The sequence below is a fragment of the Pseudomonas sp. RIT-To-2 genome, from assembly GCF_029623465.1.
Classification (GTDB): Bacteria; Pseudomonadota; Gammaproteobacteria; order Pseudomonadales; family Pseudomonadaceae; genus Aquipseudomonas; species Aquipseudomonas silvicola.
In genome coordinates, this window is sequence record NZ_JAPYKM010000058.1 from 1 (window position 1) to 21,281 (window position 21,281).

Consider the following 21,281-nt stretch of genomic DNA (forward strand, 5'->3'; position numbering starts at 1 on the left):
GATGTTCATCACCAACAGCACGACCCAGCACATTGCTGTGAAAACCCCTGCCGCGGCGACGTTGACCGCTGCGGACAAGGACCAGTACACCACCGTTGCCACCTCGGCCACGCCGCTGGCCGCGACGACGTCCAGCACCACCGACGATTCGGCGCAGACCAGCAGCGACAGCTCAAGCTTCGATGAAGCCTTTGCCAAGATGATGGTCAACCTCAAGGCGGCCACCGCCAACAGCACCGACGACACCACCGAGGCCCAGGCCGCGACGGCGTCGGTGGCATCAGCCGTGGCTGCCGCTGACAACAGCGGCGCGCAGACCACCACCGCCGCGGCTTCGGACTCCCAGGCCAACTCCGCCAGCCTGGCCGTCGCCGCGTCGGACCTGACTGGCAGCACCAGCAGTACCGCAAGCTCGGCCAGCGATCAGTTCAAGGAGTACATGAACGAAAGCGACGCCGAGAAGATGCGTCAGGAACTGACGGGGGTGACCAAGGACGAGTACAACGCCATGACGCCTGACCAACAGGCTGCCGTGGACAAGAAAGTCGCCGACCTGACCAAGGAAAAGACCCAGGTAGCGCAGGACAACATCAACACCAAGATCGCCATGCTCAAGGCCGAGATGGCCTGATCACGGTAGCGCACTGCCCCCTGCCCGGTTTTACCGGGCAGGGGTGGTCGTTCAGCCTCGCAGCAGGCGCTCCGCCGCCACCGGCTTGAGCCGCGGCGTCAGCAGGTGAATGACCACGATCGCCACCAGGTATGCACTGCCGGCCACGATGAAAATCGGCTGGTAGGACTTGAATACGTCCAGAATATAGCCATTGTAGGTGGTCATCAGCATGCCGCCCATCGCGCCCGCCGTGCCGCCGATGCCGATCACCGACGCCACCGCCTGTTTCGGGAACAGGTCGGAAGGCAAGGTCATCAGGTTGGCCGACCACGCCTGGTGCGAAGCCGCCGCCAGGCCGATGATTGCCACCACCAGCCACAAGCTTGAGACGAACTGGGCGGTAACAATAGGGATCACCGCCAACGCGCAGAGCAGCATGGTGGTCTTGCGCGCCGCGTTGGCGCTGCGCCCGTTCTTCAACTGCCGGGACGAACCCCACCCACCCAGCACCGACCCCACGTCAGCCAGCAGGTAGACCGCGATCAGGGGCGGTCCGAAGGACTTCAGGTCCAGGCCGTATGTCTTGCCCAGGAAGTCCGGCAGCCAGAACAGGTACAGCCACCAGATGGGGTCAGTGAGAAACTTGCCGGCCGCGTAGGCCCAGGTTTCGCGAAAGGTCAGCAGCTTGAACCAGGAGAATTTCGCCGGGGTAGCGTCGACCGGCAGCGATGGGTCGGTGTCGCTCTGGATGTAGTCCAGCTCTTTGGCACTGACCTTCTCGTGCTGTTGCGGGCTGCGGTACATCAGCATCCAGGCGATCAGCCACAGCGCGGTGACCACGCCAATGGATATGAACGCCGCGCGCCAGCCCCACGCCAACGTGATGGCCGGCACCAGCAGCGGGGTGACGATGGGGCCGAAGGCCGTGCCAGCGTTGAAGATACCGGTGGCCTGGGCGCGCTCCTTTTGTGGAAACCACTCCGACACGGCTTTCAGGCTGGCGGGAAAACTCCCCGATTCGCCAAAGCCCAGGGCAAAGCGCGCCAGGGCGAACTGCGTCACCCCTTGCACCAGGCCATGGCCGATGCTGGCCAGGGTCCACACGGTAAAGGCCAGGGCATAACCGATGCGCACGCCCACTTTGTCGATGATGCGCCCGAACGTCAGAAAGCCAATGGCGTAGGCACACTGGAACCAGAACACGATGGTGGCGTAGTCGGTCTCGGACCATTTGAGGTCCGCAGTGAGGGTGGGCTTGAGGATACCGATCATCTGCCGGTCGATGTAGTTGATGCCAATGGCGACAAACAACAAGGCACAGATGGTCCAGCGGTAGCGGCTGGTGAGGGGGCGGGACACAGACGGGGCGGCCTGCGACTGGGGCGCGGGCCCGATATCGATTGTCATGCTGCGGCTTCCTTTATTGTTTTTATTGATCCACTCGACAGCAGAGCGGTGGATTTGTATGACATCGTATGACGTGGCTTGCAGGGTGTCAAATGTCCCCTGTGGGAACCTGTGTGGCTTTAAATGCTTGCTGGCAAGCCCGCTTCTGCATTGGGAGGGTGGCTGCCTGAAGGGGTCAGGCGCTTGGCAAGGTAGGACAACAACGCCTGCACCTTGGGCAGGTTCTCGCGGCTTTTCAGCCATACCAGGTTCATGGGCAAGCCATCGGTAGCCAGGTGCGGCAGCACTTCCACCATGGCGCCGCTGTCCAGGTGCTTCTGCGCCAGCCAAGTGGGCAACTGGGCGATGCCCAGGCCGGCCAGCACCGCCATCACCTCACCCTCACCATCGCCCACCGCCACATGGGGGTGCATGATGCGTCGCTCCAGGTCCCCCGGCTGGCTGCCCTTGAAGTACCAGGGGCTGACCATACCGTCATTCTGGCCATAGCCCACACATTGGTGGTGCTCCAGGTCAGGCGCCGACAGCGGCGTGCCGTGCTCGCGCAGGTACTGGGCCGAGGCACAGAAGATCAGCCGTTGGGTGCCGAAGAAACGGTGGCCCACGGCCGATGACCAGGCATCCGAACCACCCAGGCGCACGACGATGTCGATCCCTTCGTGAACCGGGTCCACAAAGCGGTCGGAGAATGAAACGTGAGGCTGCAAGCGGGGGTGCTGGCGGACGAAGTCGAGAATCAGCGGCAGCACATGCAGGCGCCCATACGACGCTGGCAGGTCGATGCGTACCTTGCCGTGGGGCTCGGTCTGTTCCAGGGCCAGCACGCCCTCCACTTCTTCCAGGTCCGACAACACGGTGGCGCAGGTGCGGTAAAAGGTCTGCCCGGCTTCGGTCAACGAGAGGCGCCGTGTGGTGCGCTGGAACAGCCGCGTGCCCAGGCGAGCCTCGAGGCGCGCGACGCTCTTGCTCACCGCCGAACCCGTGAGGTTCAGGCGCTCGGCGGCTGCGGTGAAACTGCCCAGGTCCGCCACGGTGACGAACACGTCCAGGCCCTTGAGGCGTTCAGAAGAATACATCGGCACCCTCATTAATGAATATGATTCAGATCAGCTAGTCGTAAATGCCAGAGATGAACACGAAATTCTCCAATAGCCTAGGCCAATCTATTACTGGAGTACCCTGTTCATGCCGTCGCCCACGTTGGCCCACGCCACGCCTACCGCCCCCGCTGCTTCACACACGGGCCTGCCGATACTGATCATGATGGTGGCCGCGTTCATCATCGTCACCACCGAATTCCTGATCGTCGGCCTGCTGCCAGCCCTGGCCCGCGACCTGAACATCTCCATCGCCCTGGCCGGCCAGGTGGTGACCCTGTTCGCGTTCACGGTGATGCTGTTCGGGCCGGTGTTGACCGCCCGCCTGGCCCATGTGCCGCGCAAGCAACTGTTCACGGTGATCCTGCTGGTATTCGCCGCCTCGAACGTGCTGGCGGCGCTGTCCACCAACATCTGGATGATGGCGGTGGCGCGCTTCATCCCCGCCCTCGGGCTGCCGGTATTCTGGGGCACAGCCAGCGAAACGGCCGGGCAACTGGCCGGCCCGGGTAACGAAGGCAAGGCCGTGTCGAAGGTCTACCTGGGCATTTCCGCGGCGCTGGTGTTCGGTGTGCCGCTGGGCACCGTGGCGGCCGACAGCATTGGCTGGCGGGGGAGTTTCTGGGTGTTGGCCGGGGTGTCATTGCTGATCGCCCTGCTGATGCACTGGCGGATGCCCGCCCTGCCCGCCTCACCCAAGGCTGACCAGGCAGCGCCGCAGACCGCCATCTTGCGCCAGCCACGTTTCCTTGCGCATGTGCTGCTGTCGGTCGTAGCGTTCACGGCCATGTTTACTGCCTACACCTACCTGGCCGATCTGCTCGAGCGCCTGGCCGGCATTCCCCCCAGCCAGGTGGGCTGGTGGCTGATGGGCTTCGGCGCGGTGGGCATGCTGGGCAACCAGTGGGGCGGCAGCCTGGTGGACCGGCGGCCGCTGGGAGCCATGGTGCTGTTCCTGCTGGTGATGGGCGCGGGCATGCTGGCCGTGGTGCCCCTGGCAGCCAACCACCTGGGCCTGGTGGCCGCGCTGGTGGCCTGGGGCATCGGCTATACCGCACTGTTTCCGGTGTGCCAGGTGCGGGTCATGCAGGCCGGCGGTAGCGCCCAGGCGCTGGCAGCGTCGTTGAACATCTCGGCGGCCAATGCCGGGATCGGCTTGGGGGCTATCGTCGGCGGCGTGGGCATTCGTGACTATGGCGTGGGGTCGGTGGGGGTGATTGCCACCGCACTGGCGGCGGTGGCAGTGGTCATTGCCCTGCTGATGATGCGCCGCAAGGGCTGACACGGGCCCAGTGTGGGCCGCTCAAAGGAACGCCGCCAACGCGCTGCTGTGGGTGCGCTCGAACTGCAGCGGGGTCACGGTGATGTGGCCGGCGCGCAGTTCGGCCGTCTCGGTACCGTCCTGGTCCGGGCGGCCATGGCGTTCCAGCTTGAGCCAGTGGTAACCGATACCACGCGGGTCCACTTCGGAACGAACGGACAAACCATTCAATACCCCGCTGCCCTGGCGGGTCAGCTTCAGGCCACGCACCGCATCGGGCGTGGTGCTGGGGAAGTTGATGTTCAAGCACACATCCTGCGGCCAGCCCATGTCCAGCAGTTGCGCAACCACCCGCGCGCCATGCTCGCGCGCGACCGCCCATGGCACGGCGTCACGGTCGCTGAAGGCTTGGCTGAGGGCCAGTGAGCGCACACCGAACAGCATGCCGGTCATGGCCGCGCCGACGGTGCCCGAGTAGGCCGTCTCGATCCCGAGGTTGGCACCCCGGTTGACCCCGGAGAGTATCAGGTCAGGCGGGTTATTCTTGAGCAGGTGAGCCAGGCCCATGGCCACGCAATCTCCCGGGGTGCCCGTGACGGCGAAGCGCCGTTCGCCCTGTTCGCTCAGCCGCAACGGCGCGTGCAGGCTCAGGGAGTGGGAAGTGCCGCTCTGGTCCTGCAAGGGCGCCACCACCCACACCTCGCGGGCCAATTGCGCAGCGATGTGTTCCAGCACCGCAAGCCCCGGGGCATCGATACCGTCGTCGTTGGTGAGCAGAATCCGTTCGTAGCGTGGCTGGTCGGCTGACATCGCAATCCCTCGTGAGTTTACAGACTTGCGACACTCTACCCTGCCATACCGCCGCTCCACCACCGACCCCGGTGCCCCGGGGAGCAACATGGTGTTAAATAGCCGTTTAGGTCGTCTGTACCCAACCTGTGGCCCACGCGCCCTGCGACGAGAATTGCTTATGAACACCCACACCCCCGCCTTCCTGCCAGTGGTGCCCGCATGATCGAGGTCACCGAAGTTTCCATCGCCCACTTGCGGGCCGCCCTGGAATCGGGCCAGACCACCGCCGTGGAACTGGTGCAGGCGTACCTGGCGCGCATCGACACCTACGATGGCGAGCTCAATGCCGTGGTAGTGCGCAACCCCCAGGCACTGGCCGAAGCCCAGGCCTCGGACGCCCGCCGCGCCCGCGGCGAAACCCTCGGCCCGCTGGACGGCATCCCCTACACCGCCAAGGACAGCTACCTGGTGAAGGGCCTGACCGCGGCCTCCGGCAGCCCGGCCTTCGCCCACCTGGTGGCCTACCGCGACGCTTTCACCATCGAGCGCCTGCGGGCGGCCGGCGCCATCTGCCTGGGCAAGACCAACATGCCGCCCATGGCCAATGGCGGCATGCAGCGTGGCGTTTATGGCCGCGCCGAAAGCCCCTATAACGCTGGTTACCTGACCGCGCCGTTCGCCTCGGGCTCGTCCAACGGTGCCGGCACCGCCACCGCCGCCAGCTTCGCCGCCTTCGGCCTGGCCGAGGAAACCTGGTCCAGCGGCCGTGGCCCGGCCTCCAACAACGGCCTGTGCGCCTACACCCCCTCACGCGGGGTGATCTCGGTGCGCGGCAACTGGCCGCTCACGCCGACCATGGACGTGGTCGTGCCCTACGCCCGCACCATGGCCGACCTGCTGGAAGTCCTGGACGTGGTGGTGGCCGAAGACCCCGACACCCGCGGCGACCTGTGGCGCCTGCAACCCTGGGTGCCTATCCCCAGCGTCAGCTCGGTACGCCCGGCCAGCTACCCGGCCCTGGCAGCGCAGCCGGCGGCGCTGGCGGGCAAGCGCCTCGGCGTGCCGCGCATGTTCATCAACGCCGACCCCGAGGCAGGCACCGCTGACACACCGGGCATCGGCGGGCCCACCGGCCAGCGCATCCACACCCGCGCCAGTGTCATCGACCTGTGGCAGCAGGCACGCCGAGCCCTGGAAGCGGCCGGTGCCGAGGTGGTGGAAGTCGACTTCCCGCTGGTCTCCAATTGCGAAGGCGACCGCCCCGGTGCGCCGACGGTATTTACCCGCGGGCTGGTGTCGCCCGAGTTCATGCACCATGAACTATGGGACCTGAGCGCCTGGGCGTTCGATGACTTCCTGCAGGCCAACGGCGACCCCGCACTGAACCGGCTCAAGGACGTGGACGGGCCAAAGATCTTCCCCCACGACCCCGGCACCCTGCCTAACCGTGAGGGCGACCTGGCGGCCGGCATGGACGAGTACGTGCGCATGGCCGAGCGCGGCATCACCCCGTGGGACCAGATCCCGACGTTGCCGGACGGGCTGCGGGGCCTGGAGCAGACCCGGCGCATCGACCTGGAAGACTGGATGACCACCCTGAAGCTCGACGCCGTGCTGTTCCCCACCGTGGCCGACGTGGGCCCGGCCGACGCTGACGTCAACCCGGCCTCGGCGGACATCGCCTGGAGCAATGGCGTGTGGGTGGCCAACGGCAACCTCGCCATCCGCCACCTGGGCGTGCCCACGGTGACCGTGCCCATGGGCGTGATGGCCGACATCGGCATGCCGGTGGGCCTGACGTTCGCCGGCCGTGCCTATGACGACTCGGCGCTGCTGCGCCTGGCGTCGGCGTTCGAGGCCACCGGCAGCAAACGCCAGATCCCCCCGCGCACCCCGCCGCTGGGCTGAGGTCTTCTCGGCGGGCCCCAGCGGGGCTCGGGAAGCGGACCGCGTCGTCTGCTTCCCGGGCTTGCGCCCGGTCCTGCAGCGGACCTGGCCACGTCACGAACGCCGTGCAGCAGCAGGCTCCCACAACCGACAATTGCCGCTATGGGGCTTCTGCGGGGAAACATCCCAATCCCAGCAGGGTGGTCTCGATGGCCTCATCCAGAGGGGTGTGCGGCTCAGCGCCCAGTTCCGCCAGCAACCGCTCATTGCCCATGCGTACCGGCTCACGCCACAGGTAACGCATCTCCCACAACTCGCGGAACGTCTCGACAAAGGGGGCCGCCAGGCACACCAGCCACCACGGAAACCGCTTGACCAACGGCGCCCTGACACCGCGCCAGGTCACCCGCCGCACGATCGCCTGGGCCATCTGTTGCCCGTCCGCATCCCAGTGCCCAGCCATGTGGTACACCCCGAAAGGCACCAACCGCTCCCGCCGCGCCAGCAGCGCCATCATCGTGCATGCCACATCCGGAATGTAGGCCCACTGGTGTCCCACCACACCCGGCACATTCACCCGGCTGACTTGGCGCCCCGGCTTCACCAGCCCCTGGGAGAACCAGTTGTTGCCCGCCGAAGGCCCGAAAAAATCCCCGGCACGCACGATGATCACCCGCACGCCCTGCCCAGTGGCATCCGCCAGGCGCTGTTCCATCCTCACCCGGATGGCACCTTTGCGGCTATGCGGGCGCTGAGGGCTGTTTTCCCGTAGCTGTGCAAAGCTGTCCGGGCCAAAGTTGTAAAGGGTACCTGGCAGGATTACGGTGGCCGCCTGGGCTGTCGCCGCAGCCACCGTGTTATCGAGCATGGGCAGCACCAGTCGGCCCCAGCCGCGATACCCCGCCGGGTTGACGGCATGCACAATGACCGAACAACCCCGCGCCGCCGCCAGCACCGCCTCACGGTGCATGGCGTCGCCCGCCACCCAATGCACGGGGCCTGCCGACACCGGTGGGTGGCGATGCAGGGCGCGAACACGCCATCCCGCAGCCACCAGCTGGCGCACCATCTCGCTACCGATACCGCCCGTGGCCCCCAGTACCAAGGCTGTTTTGTCATTCATGGGTGATACTCCGCTGATGGATAGCACCATTCTGGTGGCTGAATCAGCAAAACAGAATTGTTCAAAACCGTGGCATCGCTATACATTCATGCATGGACTTCGATATCAGTTGGGACCTCTACCGCTCTTACCTCGGCGTGCTGCGCCATGGCTCGCTATCCGCCGCGGCCCGCGCCATGGGCGTGGCTCAGCCTACCGTGGGCCGCCATGTGGCCGCGCTGGAGCAACAATTGGGCATAACACTGTTCACCCGCGCCCCGGCCGGCTTGCTGCCCACCGAGGCGGGGCTGGCGCTCAAACCCTATGCCGAGACCATGCTGGCCAGCGCCAGCGCCATGAAGCGCGCGGCGCACAGCCAGGGCGAGGTCAGGGGGACCGTGCGCCTGACCAGCAGCGAAATCATCGGCGCCGAGGTGCTACCGCCGATCATCACGGCTCTACAAGCGCGGTGGCCGGCGTTGAAGATCGAACTGGTGCTGAGCAACCAGGTGCAAGACCTGCTCAACCGCGAGGCAGACATCGCCGTGCGCATGACCGCACCGCGACAGGAAGCGCTCATCGCTCGCCACCTGGGCAGCGTCGAACTGGGCCTGCACGCCCATGCCCGCTATTTGCATGCCCGGGGCACGCCGGCCACCCTCGATGACCTGCTCCACCATGCGCTGATCGGCTTCGACCAGCAAACCCCGTTCCTGCGCGCGGCCAGCGAGGCCATCGGCCAATGGCGCCGCCAGCATTTCAGCCTGCGCAGCGACAGCGACCTGGCGCAGTTGGCAATGCTGCGCGCCGGAGCCGGGCTGGGCGTATGCCAGGTACCCTTGGCGCACTGTGACCCACAACTCGTCCGGGTGCTGCCCGGCGAGTTCAGCCTGCCCCTGGACACCTGGCTGGCGATGCACGAAGACCTGCGTCACACCCCGCGCTGTCGCGTGGTGTTCGACGCATTGCTGGAGGGCCTGCAGGCCTATCTGAACGGCACTTCAGATGAATCGACTGCAGGGCTACCCCGGCCGCCAGAAATTAAGTTTCACCCGCACAACTAATTTCCCACCCTATTGTCACTGTTTGACTAATAATCTGTGCGGCGCGAAGGCGCCCCACCGAGTAGAAAACACCGAGGAGCACACGCACATGGCAGCACTGCAGCAACGTACCCTGGACGCCCTGAACAAGTCCCACGCCGACCTGGTCGGCCAGTGGTTCAAGGACCTGGAAACCAGCGGTGCCACCCGCCACCTCAAGGACGACGAAGTACGCCAGCAATGTGGCGAATTCCTCAGCCTGGTGGTACAGGGTTCGCAGAACGGTGATTCGAAAAACCTGGGCGGCAGCAACTGGGAACCTGCCCGCCAGTTTCTTGAAAAACTGTCGCACAGCCGTGCCCTCGCCGGCCAGGACTCACAGCAGACCGCCGCGTTCATCTTCTCCCTCAAGGGCCCGCTGTTCGGCCTGCTGCAACGTGAATTCGAAGCCAACCCCGCCACCCTGGCCGAGCAGCTCTGGGAAATCTCCGAATTGCTGGACGGCCTGGGCATGCATACCATCCGTACCTTCCAGAAGTCCCGCGAGGCCGTGATCAAGCGTCAGCAGGAAGAACTGCTGGAACTGTCCACCCCCGTGGTCAAGCTCTGGGAAGGCGTGCTGGCGCTGCCGATGATCGGCACCCTGGACTCCCAGCGCACCCAGGTGGTGATGGAGTCGCTGCTGCAACGCATCGTCGACACCGGTTCGGAAATCGCCATCATCGACATCACCGGCGTACCCACCGTCGACACCCTGGTGGCCCAGCACCTGCTCAAGACCGTGACCGCCATTCGCCTGATGGGTGCCGACTGCATCATCAGCGGCGTGCGCCCGCAGATCGCCCAGACCATCGTGCACCTGGGCCTGGACCTGCAAGGTGTGGTCACCAAGGCCAACCTGGCCGACGCCCTGGCCCTGGCCCTGCGCCGCCTGGGCGTGACCGTCAGCAAGGCGGTCTGAGCCTATGGATCGCATCCCTATTCTGCAAATGGGCAGCTTCCTGCTCGTCACCATTCAGGTCGACATGCATGACCAGTTGGCGTTGACGTTGCAGGACGACCTGTCAGAGCGCATCAGCCGCACTTCGGCTCGTGGTGTGTTGATCGATATCTCTGCCCTGGACATCGTCGATTCGTTCATCGGCCGCATGATCGGCACCATCTCCGGCCTGTCACGCATCATGGACGCCGAGACGGTACTGGTCGGCATGCAACCCGCCGTGGCCATCACGCTGGTGGAGCTGGGCCTGACCCTGCCCGGCGTCAGCACCGCGCTGAACGTGGAGCGCGGCATGAAACTGCTGCGCGAACGAGTGGAAGCCCAATGACTGTCCTCTCCAGCGGCACCCAACCGGTACGCATCGAACAGGACGTGGTGCTGGCCCGCCAGACCGCCCGCAAGCTGTGCACCGACTGCGGCATGCGCCTGATCGACCTGACCAAGCTGGTGACGGCGGTCAGCGAACTGGCGCGCAACACCATGGTGTATGGCGGCGGTGGCGACATGGACTGGCAGATCGTCGAGCAGAACGGCCGTACCGGCCTGCGCCTGACCTTCCGCGATGAAGGCCCCGGCATCCCCGACATCAAGCTGGCCCTCACCGATGGCTGGACGTCGGGCGGCGGCCTGGGCCTGGGCCTCACCGGCGCACGCCGGCTGGTGGACGACTTCGAGCTGGACACCGCGCCGGGCGCGGGCACACGGGTGACCATTACGCGATGGACATGACGTTCCCGAGTGCCCTCACCCAGGTCCTGGTGATTGAAGACAACAGCCAGATCGGCCATGCCCGGCGCACCGCGCAGCGGCTGGCCGAACACCTGGGCTTCGACGAAACCGACGCCGGCCGGGTGGCCCTGGTGGTCACCGAGCTGTGCAGCAATATCCTCAAGCACGCCAGCCGTGGCGAGTTGCACCTGCGCACCCTGCCCCGCCCTGAAGGCGCCGGGGTGGAAGTCATCGCCGTGGACCGCGGCGCCGGCTTCGACCGCAGCGCCTGCCTGACCGACGGCTTTTCCACCGGCGGCACCCAGGGCATCGGCCTGGGCGCCATCGACCGCCAGGCCCAGGTGTTCGACATGTACGCCGACGAGCGTGGCGCGGTGCTGCTGGCGCGCTTCTGGCGCAAGGGGGACAAGGCCGCGGACCTGCCAGTAGGTGTCAGCCAGCATTCGCTGCATGACGACCCGGCCTGTGGCGATGCCTTCCAGGTGCACATCAGCGGCCAAGGCATCAGTGCCGTGGTCATCGACGGCCTGGGCCATGGTGAAGACGCCGAACGCGCTGCACGCGCGGGCACCCGTGCGTTCGCCCAGGCGCCGTTTGCCAGCCCGGTAGTGTTGCTGGAAGACATGCACCAGGCCATGAACGGCACCCGTGGCGGCGCCGTCGCCGTGGCGCAGTTCGACCCCAAGGCCGACCGGCTGGACTTCATTGGCATCGGTAACATCGGCGCCAGCCTGCTGGCCCCTGACCGCAGCCGCGGGCTGGCCTCGCACCCTGGCATCGTCGGTGGCCAATACCGCAAGGCCCAGGGCTTCGACTATGCTCAGGTCAGCGGCCAGTGCCTGATTCTGTACAGCGATGGCCTGCAATCGCGCTGGAACCTGCGCGACTACCCAGGCCTGATTTTCCGCCACCCCGCGGTGATCGCCACGGTACTGCACCGCGACTTCTGTCGTGGGCGCGACGATGTTACCGTGCTGGTCATTACCCTGGAGCTGCCCAATGCCTGAACTTCCCACCCTTTCCAACGCCGCCTACGAGGCGCGGATCGCTCAACTGGAAAGCGAAGCACAGGCCTTGCGCGTCGAACTGGAAGAAACCAACCAGGGCGTGCTGGCGCTGTATGGCGAACTCGACAACCAGGCCGATGAGCTGCGCCAGGCCTCGGACCTGAAAAGCCGTTTCCTGTCGTACATGAGCCATGAGTTCCGCACCCCGCTGGGCTCGATCCTGAGCATCGCCAGCCTGCTCAGTGACGAGCTGGACGGGCCCTTGAGCCCCGAGCAGCACAAGCAGGTGGCGTTCGTCAGCGGCGCGGCGCGCGAGCTCAGCGACATGGTCGACGACCTGCTGGACCTGGCCAAGATCGAAGCCGGCCGCATCAGCATTTCGCCGGCCTGGTTCGACATGTTCGACCTGTTCTCGGCGCTGCGCGGCATGTTCCGGCCCATCGTCGACATGTCCCAGGTGGACCTGATATTCGAAGAGCCGGTGGGCCTGCCGCGGCTGTACAGCGATGACAAGAAGCTGGCGCAGATCCTGCGCAACTTCATTTCCAACTCGCTGAAATTCACCCAACGCGGCTACGTGCGCATCTCTGCCAGCCTTGAGAACGAACGCGAGGTACGCTTCGCCGTCAGTGACACTGGCATCGGTATCCCCCCCGAGCTGCACGATACCCTGTTCGAAGACTTCAGCCAGGTGGACTCGCCTTTGCAGAAGCGCTTGCGCGGCACCGGCCTGGGGCTGTCGCTGTGCAAGCGCTTTGCCGCGCTGCTGGGCGGCCGGGTCGGCGTCACCAGTGAGCCGGGCGTGGGCTCGACCTTCTATGTGATCATTCCGCTGGCCATGGCCCAGGATACTTCTGATGAAGGATGAACCCAGCCTGCTGATCGTCGATGACAACAGCGCCACCCGCTATGCCCTGCGGCGGCGCCTGGAGCGTCATGGCTATCGGCTGCAGGAGGCAGGCACCGGCACCGAAGGCCTGGCGCTGATCGCCGCGCAGAGCTTTGACGCGCTGATCCTGGATGTCAACCTGCCTGACATGAGCGGCTTCGACATCGTCCGCCAACTGCGCGCCGACCCGCGTACGGCGCTGCTGCCGGTGATCCACGTGTCGGCGGCGTCGATACAGACCGGTGACATCATCACCGGCCTGGACAACGGTGCCGATGCCTACCTGATTCACCCCGTGGACCCGGACGTGCTGCTGGCCACCCTGCGCACCCTGCTGCGGGTGCGCGACACCGAACACGCGCTGCGCGAGAGCGAGGCGCGGTTCCGCGAGATCTTCGTCAACATTGCCGCGCCCATCGCGGTAATGGACGCCACGCTCGATGTGGTGGAATGCAACCAGGCCTTCACCGACCTGATCCAGGACAACCACGGCAGTGAGCGGCTGCAGCACTGCTTCGCGGCCGACCAGGACGACGTGCTGAACGAACTGCGCCTGCGCCTGGCCATCGGCGAGCGCTGGCGCGGCACCCTGAACATGCGCGTCGACGGGCAGTTGCGCGAGACCGAATGGCAGATCAGCCCCTACCGCACCCCGGGGCATAGCCTGGTGTTCGTCGAGGACGTCACCGAGCACCGCCAGCGCGAGCGCTCGCACCGTCAGGAACTGGACAGCGCCAACGATCAGCTGGCCAAAGAAGTGGCCGAGCGCGCCCGTACTGAAGCGCAGCTGCTGCAAGCACAGAAAATGGACGCCCTCGGCAAGCTCACCGGCGGCATCGCCCACGATTTCAACAACCTGCTAACTGGTATCATCACGGGCCTGGAGCTGATCAAGAAACGTATCAGCGAAGGTCGTAACGATGCCGTGCTGCGCTATACCGACGCGGCCCTGGGCTCGGCCACCAGCGCCGCGGCGCTGACTCACCGCTTGCTGGCCTTCGCCCGCCAGCAGCCGCTGGACACCCGCGCCACCGACGTCAACGAACACATCCTGTCTCTGGAAGACCTGCTGCGCCGCACCATCGGCGAGCGTATTCAGCTTGAGCTGGACCTGACCAGCAAGGCGGCCATCGCCCTGGTCGATCCGATCCAGCTGGAAAGCGCGGTATTGAACCTGGTCATCAACGCCCGCGACGCCCTGCCGAGCGGCGGCCACGTTCGCGTGAGCACCTTCGCTGCCCATTCCCACGGCGACCTGAAACTGGCCGACGGCGCTTACGTGGTACTGAGCGTGCAGGATGATGGCGTGGGTATCGAGCATGGGGTGATCGGCAAGGTCTTCGACCCCTTCTTCACCACCAAGCCCTTGGGCCAGGGTACCGGGCTGGGGTTGTCGACCATCTATGGGTTCGCCGCCCAGTCCGGCGGTGACGTGCGCATTCGCAGCGTGGTCGGCCATGGCACGGAAGTCACCTTGCTGCTGCCGGCCGGCCAGGACGCCGACCTGCAGGACAGCGTGCCCCTGCCCCAGGCCCACAGCGGCCATGGCGAACACATCCTGGTGGTGGAAGACATGGCGGCAGTGCGCCTGTTCGTGACCGAGGTGCTGGTGGACAGCGGTTACCGCTGCACCCAGGCCGAGGACGTGCACCACGCCGTGCAGTTGCTGCACAGCGACCCCAGCATCGACCTGCTGCTGACCGACGTTGGCTTGCCACACATGAGCGGCCGTGACCTGGCCGACATCGCCCGCCACCACCGCGCTGAGCTGCCGGTGCTGTTCATGACCGGCTACGCCGAAAACGCCGTCAGCCGCCAACATTTCCTCGGCCATGGCATGGACATGGTGACCAAGCCGTTCCAGATCAGCGAACTGGTCAACAAGGTACGCCGCATGATCGACACCGCCCCGCCACTCCCACAGGTGTAGCAGCGGACCTGGCCGCGTCACAAACGCCGCGCAGCATCAGGCACACCGCGTGTACCGCCGACGCGGCCAGGTCCGCTGCTACGCGGCCCATGCAGCACCGTAACGACGCAGCCAGCAAGCGCCCAGGGGTCAGGGCTTGATCAGTTGCATCTGCTGGCGATAGTCATCGGTCACCTGGCGCGCCTGGCTGTTGCTGGTGACCACCCGTGGCGTGATCAGCACCAGCAGCTCGGTGCGGTCCTTGGACTTGGTGGTGCTGCCGAACAACCAGCGCAGGCCCGGGATGCGGCCCAGGTAGGGCACGCTGGAGGCGGTTTCGCTGTTGTCCTGCTTGATCAACCCGCCCAGCAACACGGTCTGACCACTCTGCACCGCCACCTGGGTCGACACCGAACGGGTAGAAATATTCGGGTTGGTCTGGGTGGTGGTTTCACTGCTGGTGTCCGCATCACTGACCTGCTGCTGCACGTCCAGGTACACCAGGCCGCCCGGGTTGATGCGCGGGGTGACGTCGAGGATCACGCCGGTCTGCACGTATTCGACGCTGCTCAGGGTGGTGTCGGAGGTGCTGGTATTGACCGTGGTCTGGCTGATGGGAATGTTGTCGCCCACCTGAATCTGCGCTTGCTGGTTGTTCATGACCACCAGCGACGGCGCCGACAGCACCTGGGTGCGGCCGGTGGTCTCCAGCGCATGCAGGGCCACTTGCAGGTTGCTGCTGACGAACGAATAGAACAGCGAATCGGTCGACCCCAACCCTGCCCCGCCACCGCCCAATGCGCCTTGGCTGCCGCTGGTGTTGGCCACGGTGGTGCTGGAAGAGTTGCCGGCCAGCTTACCCAGGTACCACTGCACCCCCAGGTCCAGTTCACCGCTGAGCTTCACTTCCAGAATGCGTGTTTCGATCTGCACCTGCATGGGCGGGTTATCGAGACGCTTTATGGCCGACTCGATCTCTTTCCACTGGGCCGGCCGCGTGCGCACCAGCAACTGGTTGCTGGCTTTCTGCGCGGTGATGCGGGTGCTGTCGTCCAGGCTCTTCTGCTGGCCGCCGGTCGTGGCGCTGGCGGCGCTGTCGTCCTGCTGGTCGTCGCCGTCGCTGTCGTCGTCGCCGCTCTGCATCGAGTTGTTGTTCAGCGAATTGCCGCCGCTGAGCCCTTGGGTACCGGTGCTGGTCAGCCCCGTGGTGCCGGTTGAACCAATGCCCGAACTGTTGCTGCCATTGAGCGATGACAAGGTAGTGGTGCGCAGGCCAGGGGCGACCTTGGCCGCGCTGTCGTCCTTGATCTGGCCGTTGCCGTAGATCTGCCGCAGGTACTTGGCCAGGTCGGTGGCCTTCATGTTGCGTACGTCGTACACGTACATCTGCGGCTCGTTGCCGCCCCCTTCGTCGATGGTCTTGATCCAGTCGCCTACTTCGCGCAGGTACTCAGGCTGGGCCGAGATGGCTACCACCGAGTTGGTGCGTTCGTTGGGCAGGAACTTGACCATGCCCGCCAGTGGCATGCCGCTGTCGGGGCCGAACATTTTCTGCAGTTGCGGCATCAACTCGGCCACCGAGGCGCGCTGCAGGCCGTAGACGCCGATGGACATGCCCTTGAGCCAGTCGACATCGAACGTGTCAATGGTGTCCTGGTAGTTGGCCAGCTCTTCCGGGGTGCCGGCCAGGCTCAGCACGTTGCGCGAGGGGTCCACCAACAGGAAGGCGTTGTCGCGGGCGAACGGCTTGAGCAGTTTCTGCATCTCGGTGGCCGAGATGTACTTGAGCGGGTACAGCCGCGCCGACAGGCCGTTGGACGGCTGCGACACGGTCATTTCAGGCACCAGCTTGCCGGCCACGGCCTGGGCGGCTGGCAGGATCACGTAGCGGTTGCCCTGGCGGATCATGGCGTTGTTGGTCCACGACAGCAGGGTTTCCAGAATCGACAGCGCTTCTTTCTTGTTCACCGGCTTGGACGTGGAGAAGCTGACGTCACCGGTCACGCCCTGGGCAATGCTGTAGTTCTCGTGCAGCAGGTCGCCCATCACCGTGTTGATCACCGCCTCGATGGGCTGGTTGGTGAAGTTGAACACGATGTCGCCACCGCCCTCGTCGCTACCACCCTTTGCCGCCGCAGGTGGGCGCACGAAGCGCTGGCTGCCATTGATGATCTGCCGTTGCGGCGCCACCGGGCCGCTGTTGCTGGCGGGCATGGCCGGCGCCTGCTCGACCACGGGCTGACGCTGATCGCCGGTGCCGTTGAGGGCTTCATGCATCAGGCCCGGGTCATTTTCAAAGGGGTGGTTAGGCGAGGTCGCACAGCCGCCGAGGGCGACGGCGGTGGCCAGGCAAAGCAAGGGGGTGCGCAACGGGGTGACTCCAGTGGCAAGGAATTTCATGGTGCGGTTACCGGCGGCAGCGTGAGCATGGCCGCGCGTGAAGGGGCTGGGAGACGCGGCGCCGGCAAGCGCAGGCTGCGGGTTTGGCCCTGGCGGCCGAACTGCGCCGCCAGGGGGGAAAGCTGTTGCAAGGTCCAGCCATTGGGCAGGGCCTGGCCTTCGGCGACTTTCAGGCCGTGGCCGCTGGCGTCGCGCAGCAAGGCCAGCTTGAGGTCGCCATTGATCATTACCCCGGTGAGCACCAGGCCGGCCAGGTCGGCGCTAGGCCCCTGGACGGTCTGATCGGGGCTGCGATCGGTGCTGAAAAGGGGTTTTTGCCAGGCGTCTGCCAGGCTGTTCAGTTCAACCACGGGCAATGGCTGGGCAGTGGTGTTCTTGCTGGCGACCGGGGGCCGGGCTGCGGCTGGCGGCAACCAACCCGGGTCGCGACCGGCGCCACTGAGCACCGCCCCTGCGGCCAAAGCAAGGCCGCCAACCACCAGCAACAGCCCCGCACGCACCGGGCTCACAGTCAGTTTCATGGGGCCTCCTGGGCGGCAGTGGCCTTGGGCAGATAGCCACGCACCAGCAGGTGCACGGTCAGGCGCCCGGCACCCCCGGTGGCCGGCGCGTTGCTGGCACGGCGCACGCTGAGGGCATCGACGAACAGGAACGGCCGGTGGAATTCCAGGGTGTGCAACAAGGCCATCAACGGTTCGATACCGCACTCCAACGTCAGGCTGACCTTCACCTGGCGGTACGGCTGGGCGCTGTCCTGCTCCGGGGTGATGGGCATGCGCTGGGTCAGGGCGCAGCCAGCACCCTGGGTGGCCTTGGCCTTGATCAGGTCGGCGATGCGCTGCATCAGGTCGGCCGCCACGGCGCTGGGGTCATCGCCGGGCAGCAGGCTGGTGCTGCTGGCCGGATCCTGACGGGCACGCTGCAACTGTTTATCCAGCAGCGGGCGCAGTGCCAATTGCCCGGCATAGCGTTGCTGCTGTTCACGCAGTTGCTGGATCTGAGCGTCGATATCACTCAATGGGCCGGTGAACCAGCTCTGCACCAGCAGCCAGTACAACCCGGCCAGCACCACGCCCAAGGCGATCAAGGCTGCGCTGCGGCGTTCACGTTCAGTCAGCGCGCGCTTCATGGGCAGCCTCCTGATGCAGGTGCGCGCGCAAGGCGAAATGGTCCTTGCCGCTGTCGCTGTCGGGCTGTATGACGCCCTGGAACTGTGGGTCATCCAAGGTGTGGCACTGCTTCAACTGGCCGATCAGGGCACTGGCACGGGTGCTCTGGCCGGACAGCGCCACTTCGCCGCTATCGTTGATTTCCAACTGCTCAAGCCAGGTGCCGTCAGGCAGGCAGTGGCTGAGGTCGGCGATGACACTGGCCAGCGCCGGCTGCGCGGCCTTGCGCTGAATCAGGTACTGGGCCGCGCCCTGGGTGTTGGCCAGGGTCTGGCGCACTTGCTGCAATTGGCTGATCTGCGCCTGTTGCTGGTGCACCTGCGCCTGCATCTCGATCAACAGGGCTTCGCGCGATTGCAGCCACAGCACCATCAGCGTCAGCAACAGCGCAGCGCAGGCCAACAGCAGGCCCTGGTTGAAACGCCCACCGCGGGCCCGCCGCGGGCGCAGGGCCTCGGGCAGCAGGTCGACACCCAGGCGTTCGCCGTCGCGGACGTCGATGCCGTGCAGGTTGATGCCGGCGCAGGTTGCCAGAATCTGCTCCAGGCGCTCACGCACAATCACCACCAGGCGCACCTTGACGCTGGTACCGCCCTGCCCCAGCACCTGGGCGCAGAAGTGCACCTGGTCGGCCCGATAGGGGGTGTACCTGTCCAACTCGAAACCCAGCACCGTCTGCAGGTCACGGGCGGCCGCCAGGGGCAGGCTCAGGGTCTGCACCAGCACCTCGCCGCGCGGCAGCACCAGCAGCCGCGGCACGCTGTCAGTGACCGGTTGTTCCAACGGCCAGTGCAGTACCTGCAAGGGTGCGCTGCCCGATAACCGCGCGCGCCAGGCAGGCGGCAGCACGCCCAGCAGTTCATCGCGCCAGGCTTGCCACAGGCGCTGGGCGGGGCTGGCGTGCCAGCGGCGATGCAGCGCGGCGCGCCCATCGGCGTAGAGCGTGTTCAGGTTCATTCTTGCCAATGCAGGACCCGATACGGTCGGGCCCCCTCCGTGGACGGGTTGAGTAATAGGGTCACGACCAGTGCCGCGCTGAAGCCTCCGGGCAACTGTGCGACGCTGGTCAAGGTAAGGATCGGGCCGGGCTCGGCGCCGCTGATGTTCAGGCTGGGCAGGCCAAGGACACGCCCCAGCCAGGGTGTGGCGAGGGCCGGGTCGGGGCTTTCCTGGCCACTCCACAGCGTCACCTGGGGGGCAGCGCAAGCGAACAACGCCTGGCTCATGCCCGGCAACTGGCGCAACTCTTCCAGCACCCGCAACGGCGGCTGGCCGTTGCCCCGACGCTGGTCCAGCGCCGCCCCCAGCGCACGTGCCTGAGCAGCGCCGCCACAGGCCTGCAGCAGGCGCACCACATCGGCGGTGCTGGCAGCGTTGAGGTCAAGCTTGCCGCGTTCACTGACCACGCTGACCTGCACCCGTGCGCGCTCGAAGGCCAGTTCATGGGCACGGCCATCGGCGGCCCAGGCACGCTGCTGCGCCGGGTCGGTCAGGCTGACCACGGCCAGGTTGACTCCGGCCTCGGCCGCCAGCAGCGCTTCGGTGTGCTGGCGCTGCCACAGGGCCTGGCGGCTTTCCAATTGCACCCAGCCCGCCAGCCCGGCGAGCAGAATACTCAGCAGCGCCAGCACCCACAGCACCAGCAAAAGCGCCACGCCCTTCTGTCGCGTCATTCCCCGGCCACCGTCGACAGGTCCAGGCGCAGGGTCACGCTTTCGACGGTCCACGGCACCGGGCCGCCCAGTTGCGCATCGATACGCACGGCGCGGGGCAAGCGCCCTGGCCATGGCCAGGTGGCCAGCCAGTCGCTCAACTGCCCCTTGGGTGAATAGCCGCGGTAACTCAAGTGCAGCCCGCGCACCTGGTGCAGCAACACCTGGGGCTCGCCCCAGGCTTGACCGCCCTGGGTAATGGCCACTTCCAGGCGTTGGCCGTGCAGGCTCAGGGTGTGCCAATAAATGCCCCCACCCAGGTTCGCTGACAGGGGCGCCATGAACGCCATGGCTTGCTCGCCGCCGACGAACACCCGCTGCTGGCCATCGTCCAGAGGCAAGGCCTGGCCAACCGCGCGGCGCAGGAAGGCCTGAGCCGCGCGCACCTCGTCCAGGCGCTCGGTGTAATGTTCCGCCTTGGCCACGGCGCGGTTGGCGCCCAGGATCGCCCCGTCCACCAGCGCCAGCAGCACCCCCAGCAGGCTCAATACCAGCAGTATTTCCAGCAAGGTGAAACCCCGTTGCCGCGCATTCATTGCGCCGCCTCCGGGCCTAGCACCTTGAGGGTGCCGAAGCGCGCCTGGCGCTGGCCTTCGCGCACCCGCACGTCGAGCTGAAACAGGCGCAAGCGGTTCGCCGCCACCGGCAACCCGCGAATATCCAGGTGCCAGCGGATACCACCCGCCCAGGTGCCGTCGCGGCTGCCGGGCTGCAATGGCCCATCAGCTTCTTCGTCGAGAATAGAGCGTGCCGCAGCACTCAGACGGTCACTGGCCTGCACCTGCTTGAGCGACCGTGCTGCCTGCCCAAAGGCCACCAGCAACACGGCGCTGCACAGCGCAAGTACCGTCAGCGCCGCGAGCATTTCCAGCAGCGTGAAGCCCTGCTGCAGCTTCATCGCACTGCCTGCAATTGCACGGTACCGGTCAGCCAGGACACATCGATGCGCCAGCGCCGGCCGCCGTCATTGAGCAACAGGTGGCCACCGCTGGCCCCCCCGTCGGGGTAGAACTCAAAGGCAGCGCCCAGGTCGGCGGCGGTGTGCAGCTGAAGGTTGAGGTCCGCGGGCCATGCGGCTGCGGGTTTGCCGGGTGCTTCAAACACATGCTGCTGAAGGTCGAAACGCGTGCGTGCCGGCTGCCCCGTGACGATGGCGCGCACGCGGGTAGCGCGCAGGGCTTCGACGATCTGCACCACGGCCTTGCGCTCACTGGCACTGTGCAGCCCGCGCTGCAGGCCATAGCCCACCAGGCCTGCGGCCACA

The 21,281-nt window shown here is 66.1% G+C and carries 22 protein-coding genes; 10 read left to right on the forward strand and 12 right to left on the reverse strand.

The window, feature by feature from the left end; all coding sequences use genetic code 11:
* Positions 1-631, forward strand: a 631-nt coding sequence (locus QBK88_RS29170; RefSeq protein ID WP_277964797.1) for a hypothetical protein, incomplete at its 5' end; no start/stop codon positions are given.
* Positions 632-682: 51 nt separating this feature from the next.
* On the opposite strand, the gene QBK88_RS29175 is transcribed toward QBK88_RS29170, so the two are convergent.
* On the reverse strand, positions 683-2,020 hold the full coding sequence (locus QBK88_RS29175; RefSeq protein WP_277964798.1) for an MFS transporter: 1,338 nt from the start codon (positions 2,018-2,020) through the stop codon (positions 683-685).
* A 119-nt stretch (positions 2,021-2,139) separates the two neighbouring features.
* Positions 2,140-3,096 (reverse strand): LysR family transcriptional regulator, encoded by a 957-nt coding sequence (locus QBK88_RS29180; RefSeq protein ID WP_277964799.1) that lies wholly within the window; start codon positions 3,094-3,096, stop codon positions 2,140-2,142.
* Between the two features lie 109 nt (positions 3,097-3,205).
* On the opposite strand from QBK88_RS29180, the gene QBK88_RS29185 reads away from it, so the two are divergent.
* On the forward strand, positions 3,206-4,399 hold the full coding sequence (locus tag QBK88_RS29185; protein WP_277964800.1) for an MFS transporter: 1,194 nt from the start codon (positions 3,206-3,208) through the stop codon (positions 4,397-4,399).
* Between the two features lie 21 nt (positions 4,400-4,420).
* On the opposite strand, the gene surE is transcribed toward QBK88_RS29185, so the two are convergent.
* Entirely contained in the window at positions 4,421-5,188 is a 768-nt protein-coding gene (gene surE / locus QBK88_RS29190; RefSeq protein WP_277964801.1) for a 5'/3'-nucleotidase SurE, read from the reverse strand.
* A gap of 201 nt (positions 5,189-5,389) precedes the next feature.
* Here surE and QBK88_RS29195 point away from each other — a divergent pair, with 201 nt between their 5' ends.
* Complete coding sequence (locus QBK88_RS29195; protein WP_277964802.1) at positions 5,390-7,078, forward strand: amidase; 1,689 nt, start codon at positions 5,390-5,392, stop codon at positions 7,076-7,078.
* Positions 7,079-7,217: 139 nt separating this feature from the next.
* Here QBK88_RS29195 and QBK88_RS29200 read toward each other — a convergent pair whose 3' ends face one another.
* Complete coding sequence (locus QBK88_RS29200; protein WP_277964803.1) at positions 7,218-8,180, reverse strand: sugar nucleotide-binding protein; 963 nt, start codon at positions 8,178-8,180, stop codon at positions 7,218-7,220.
* Positions 8,181-8,272: 92 nt separating this feature from the next.
* On the opposite strand from QBK88_RS29200, the gene QBK88_RS29205 reads away from it, so the two are divergent.
* The 7 genes from QBK88_RS29205 (at position 8,273) to QBK88_RS29235 (ending at position 14,757) form a co-directional block, all read left to right on the forward strand.
* On the forward strand, positions 8,273-9,223 hold the full coding sequence (locus QBK88_RS29205; RefSeq protein WP_277964804.1) for a LysR family transcriptional regulator: 951 nt from the start codon (positions 8,273-8,275) through the stop codon (positions 9,221-9,223).
* 88 nt (positions 9,224-9,311) lie between these two features.
* Positions 9,312-10,163: an STAS domain-containing protein gene (locus QBK88_RS29210; protein ID WP_277964805.1), complete on the forward strand. Its 852-nt coding sequence runs from the start codon at positions 9,312-9,314 to the stop codon at positions 10,161-10,163.
* Positions 10,164-10,167: 4 nt separating this feature from the next.
* Positions 10,168-10,530 (forward strand): STAS domain-containing protein, encoded by a 363-nt coding sequence (locus QBK88_RS29215; protein WP_277964806.1) that lies wholly within the window; start codon positions 10,168-10,170, stop codon positions 10,528-10,530.
* Entirely contained in the window at positions 10,527-10,931 is a 405-nt protein-coding gene (locus QBK88_RS29220; RefSeq protein ID WP_158158082.1) for an anti-sigma regulatory factor, read from the forward strand. Before QBK88_RS29215 ends, QBK88_RS29220 begins: the two co-directional genes overlap by 4 nt.
* On the forward strand, positions 10,928-11,938 hold the full coding sequence (locus QBK88_RS29225; protein ID WP_445765022.1) for an ATP-binding protein: 1,011 nt from the start codon (positions 10,928-10,930) through the stop codon (positions 11,936-11,938). Before QBK88_RS29220 ends, QBK88_RS29225 begins: the two co-directional genes overlap by 4 nt.
* Positions 11,931-12,806, forward strand: coding sequence for an ATP-binding protein (locus QBK88_RS29230; RefSeq protein WP_277964808.1), 876 nt, complete (start codon positions 11,931-11,933; stop codon positions 12,804-12,806). Before QBK88_RS29225 ends, QBK88_RS29230 begins: the two co-directional genes overlap by 8 nt.
* The gene (locus tag QBK88_RS29235; protein ID WP_277964809.1) at positions 12,796-14,757 is read left to right on the forward strand and encodes a response regulator; all 1,962 of its coding nucleotides are present in this window, start codon (positions 12,796-12,798) and stop codon (positions 14,755-14,757) included. Before QBK88_RS29230 ends, QBK88_RS29235 begins: the two co-directional genes overlap by 11 nt.
* 129 nt (positions 14,758-14,886) lie before the next feature.
* On the opposite strand, the gene gspD is transcribed toward QBK88_RS29235, so the two are convergent.
* From gspD to QBK88_RS29275, 8 genes are read right to left on the reverse strand one after another with little or no spacing between them, the layout of a single operon-like run.
* On the reverse strand, positions 14,887-17,136 hold the full coding sequence (gene gspD, locus QBK88_RS29240) for a type II secretion system secretin GspD (protein WP_277964810.1): 2,250 nt from the start codon (positions 17,134-17,136) through the stop codon (positions 14,887-14,889).
* Entirely contained in the window at positions 17,133-17,657 is a 525-nt protein-coding gene (locus QBK88_RS29245; RefSeq protein WP_277964811.1) for a general secretion pathway protein GspN, read from the reverse strand. The genes gspD and QBK88_RS29245 overlap by 4 nt, the downstream gene beginning before the upstream one ends.
* Entirely contained in the window at positions 17,654-18,265 is a 612-nt protein-coding gene (gspM, locus tag QBK88_RS29250) for a type II secretion system protein GspM (RefSeq protein WP_277964812.1), read from the reverse strand. The genes QBK88_RS29245 and gspM overlap by 4 nt, the downstream gene beginning before the upstream one ends.
* The gene (locus QBK88_RS29255; protein WP_277964813.1) at positions 18,246-19,262 is read right to left on the reverse strand and encodes a PilN domain-containing protein; all 1,017 of its coding nucleotides are present in this window, start codon (positions 19,260-19,262) and stop codon (positions 18,246-18,248) included. The genes gspM and QBK88_RS29255 overlap by 20 nt, the downstream gene beginning before the upstream one ends.
* Positions 19,259-19,978, reverse strand: a complete 720-nt coding sequence (locus QBK88_RS29260; protein WP_277964814.1) for a general secretion pathway protein GspK — start codon at positions 19,976-19,978, stop codon at positions 19,259-19,261. The genes QBK88_RS29255 and QBK88_RS29260 overlap by 4 nt, the downstream gene beginning before the upstream one ends.
* Positions 19,975-20,553 (reverse strand): prepilin-type N-terminal cleavage/methylation domain-containing protein, encoded by a 579-nt coding sequence (locus QBK88_RS29265; RefSeq protein WP_277964815.1) that lies wholly within the window; start codon positions 20,551-20,553, stop codon positions 19,975-19,977. The genes QBK88_RS29260 and QBK88_RS29265 overlap by 4 nt, the downstream gene beginning before the upstream one ends.
* The gene (locus tag QBK88_RS29270) at positions 20,550-20,915 is read right to left on the reverse strand and encodes a type II secretion system protein (protein ID WP_176571427.1); all 366 of its coding nucleotides are present in this window, start codon (positions 20,913-20,915) and stop codon (positions 20,550-20,552) included. Before QBK88_RS29270 ends, QBK88_RS29265 begins: the two co-directional genes overlap by 4 nt.
* Entirely contained in the window at positions 20,912-21,280 is a 369-nt protein-coding gene (locus QBK88_RS29275) for a GspH/FimT family pseudopilin (RefSeq protein ID WP_277964816.1), read from the reverse strand. The genes QBK88_RS29270 and QBK88_RS29275 overlap by 4 nt, the downstream gene beginning before the upstream one ends.
* Position 21,281 lies beyond the last annotated feature (1 nt).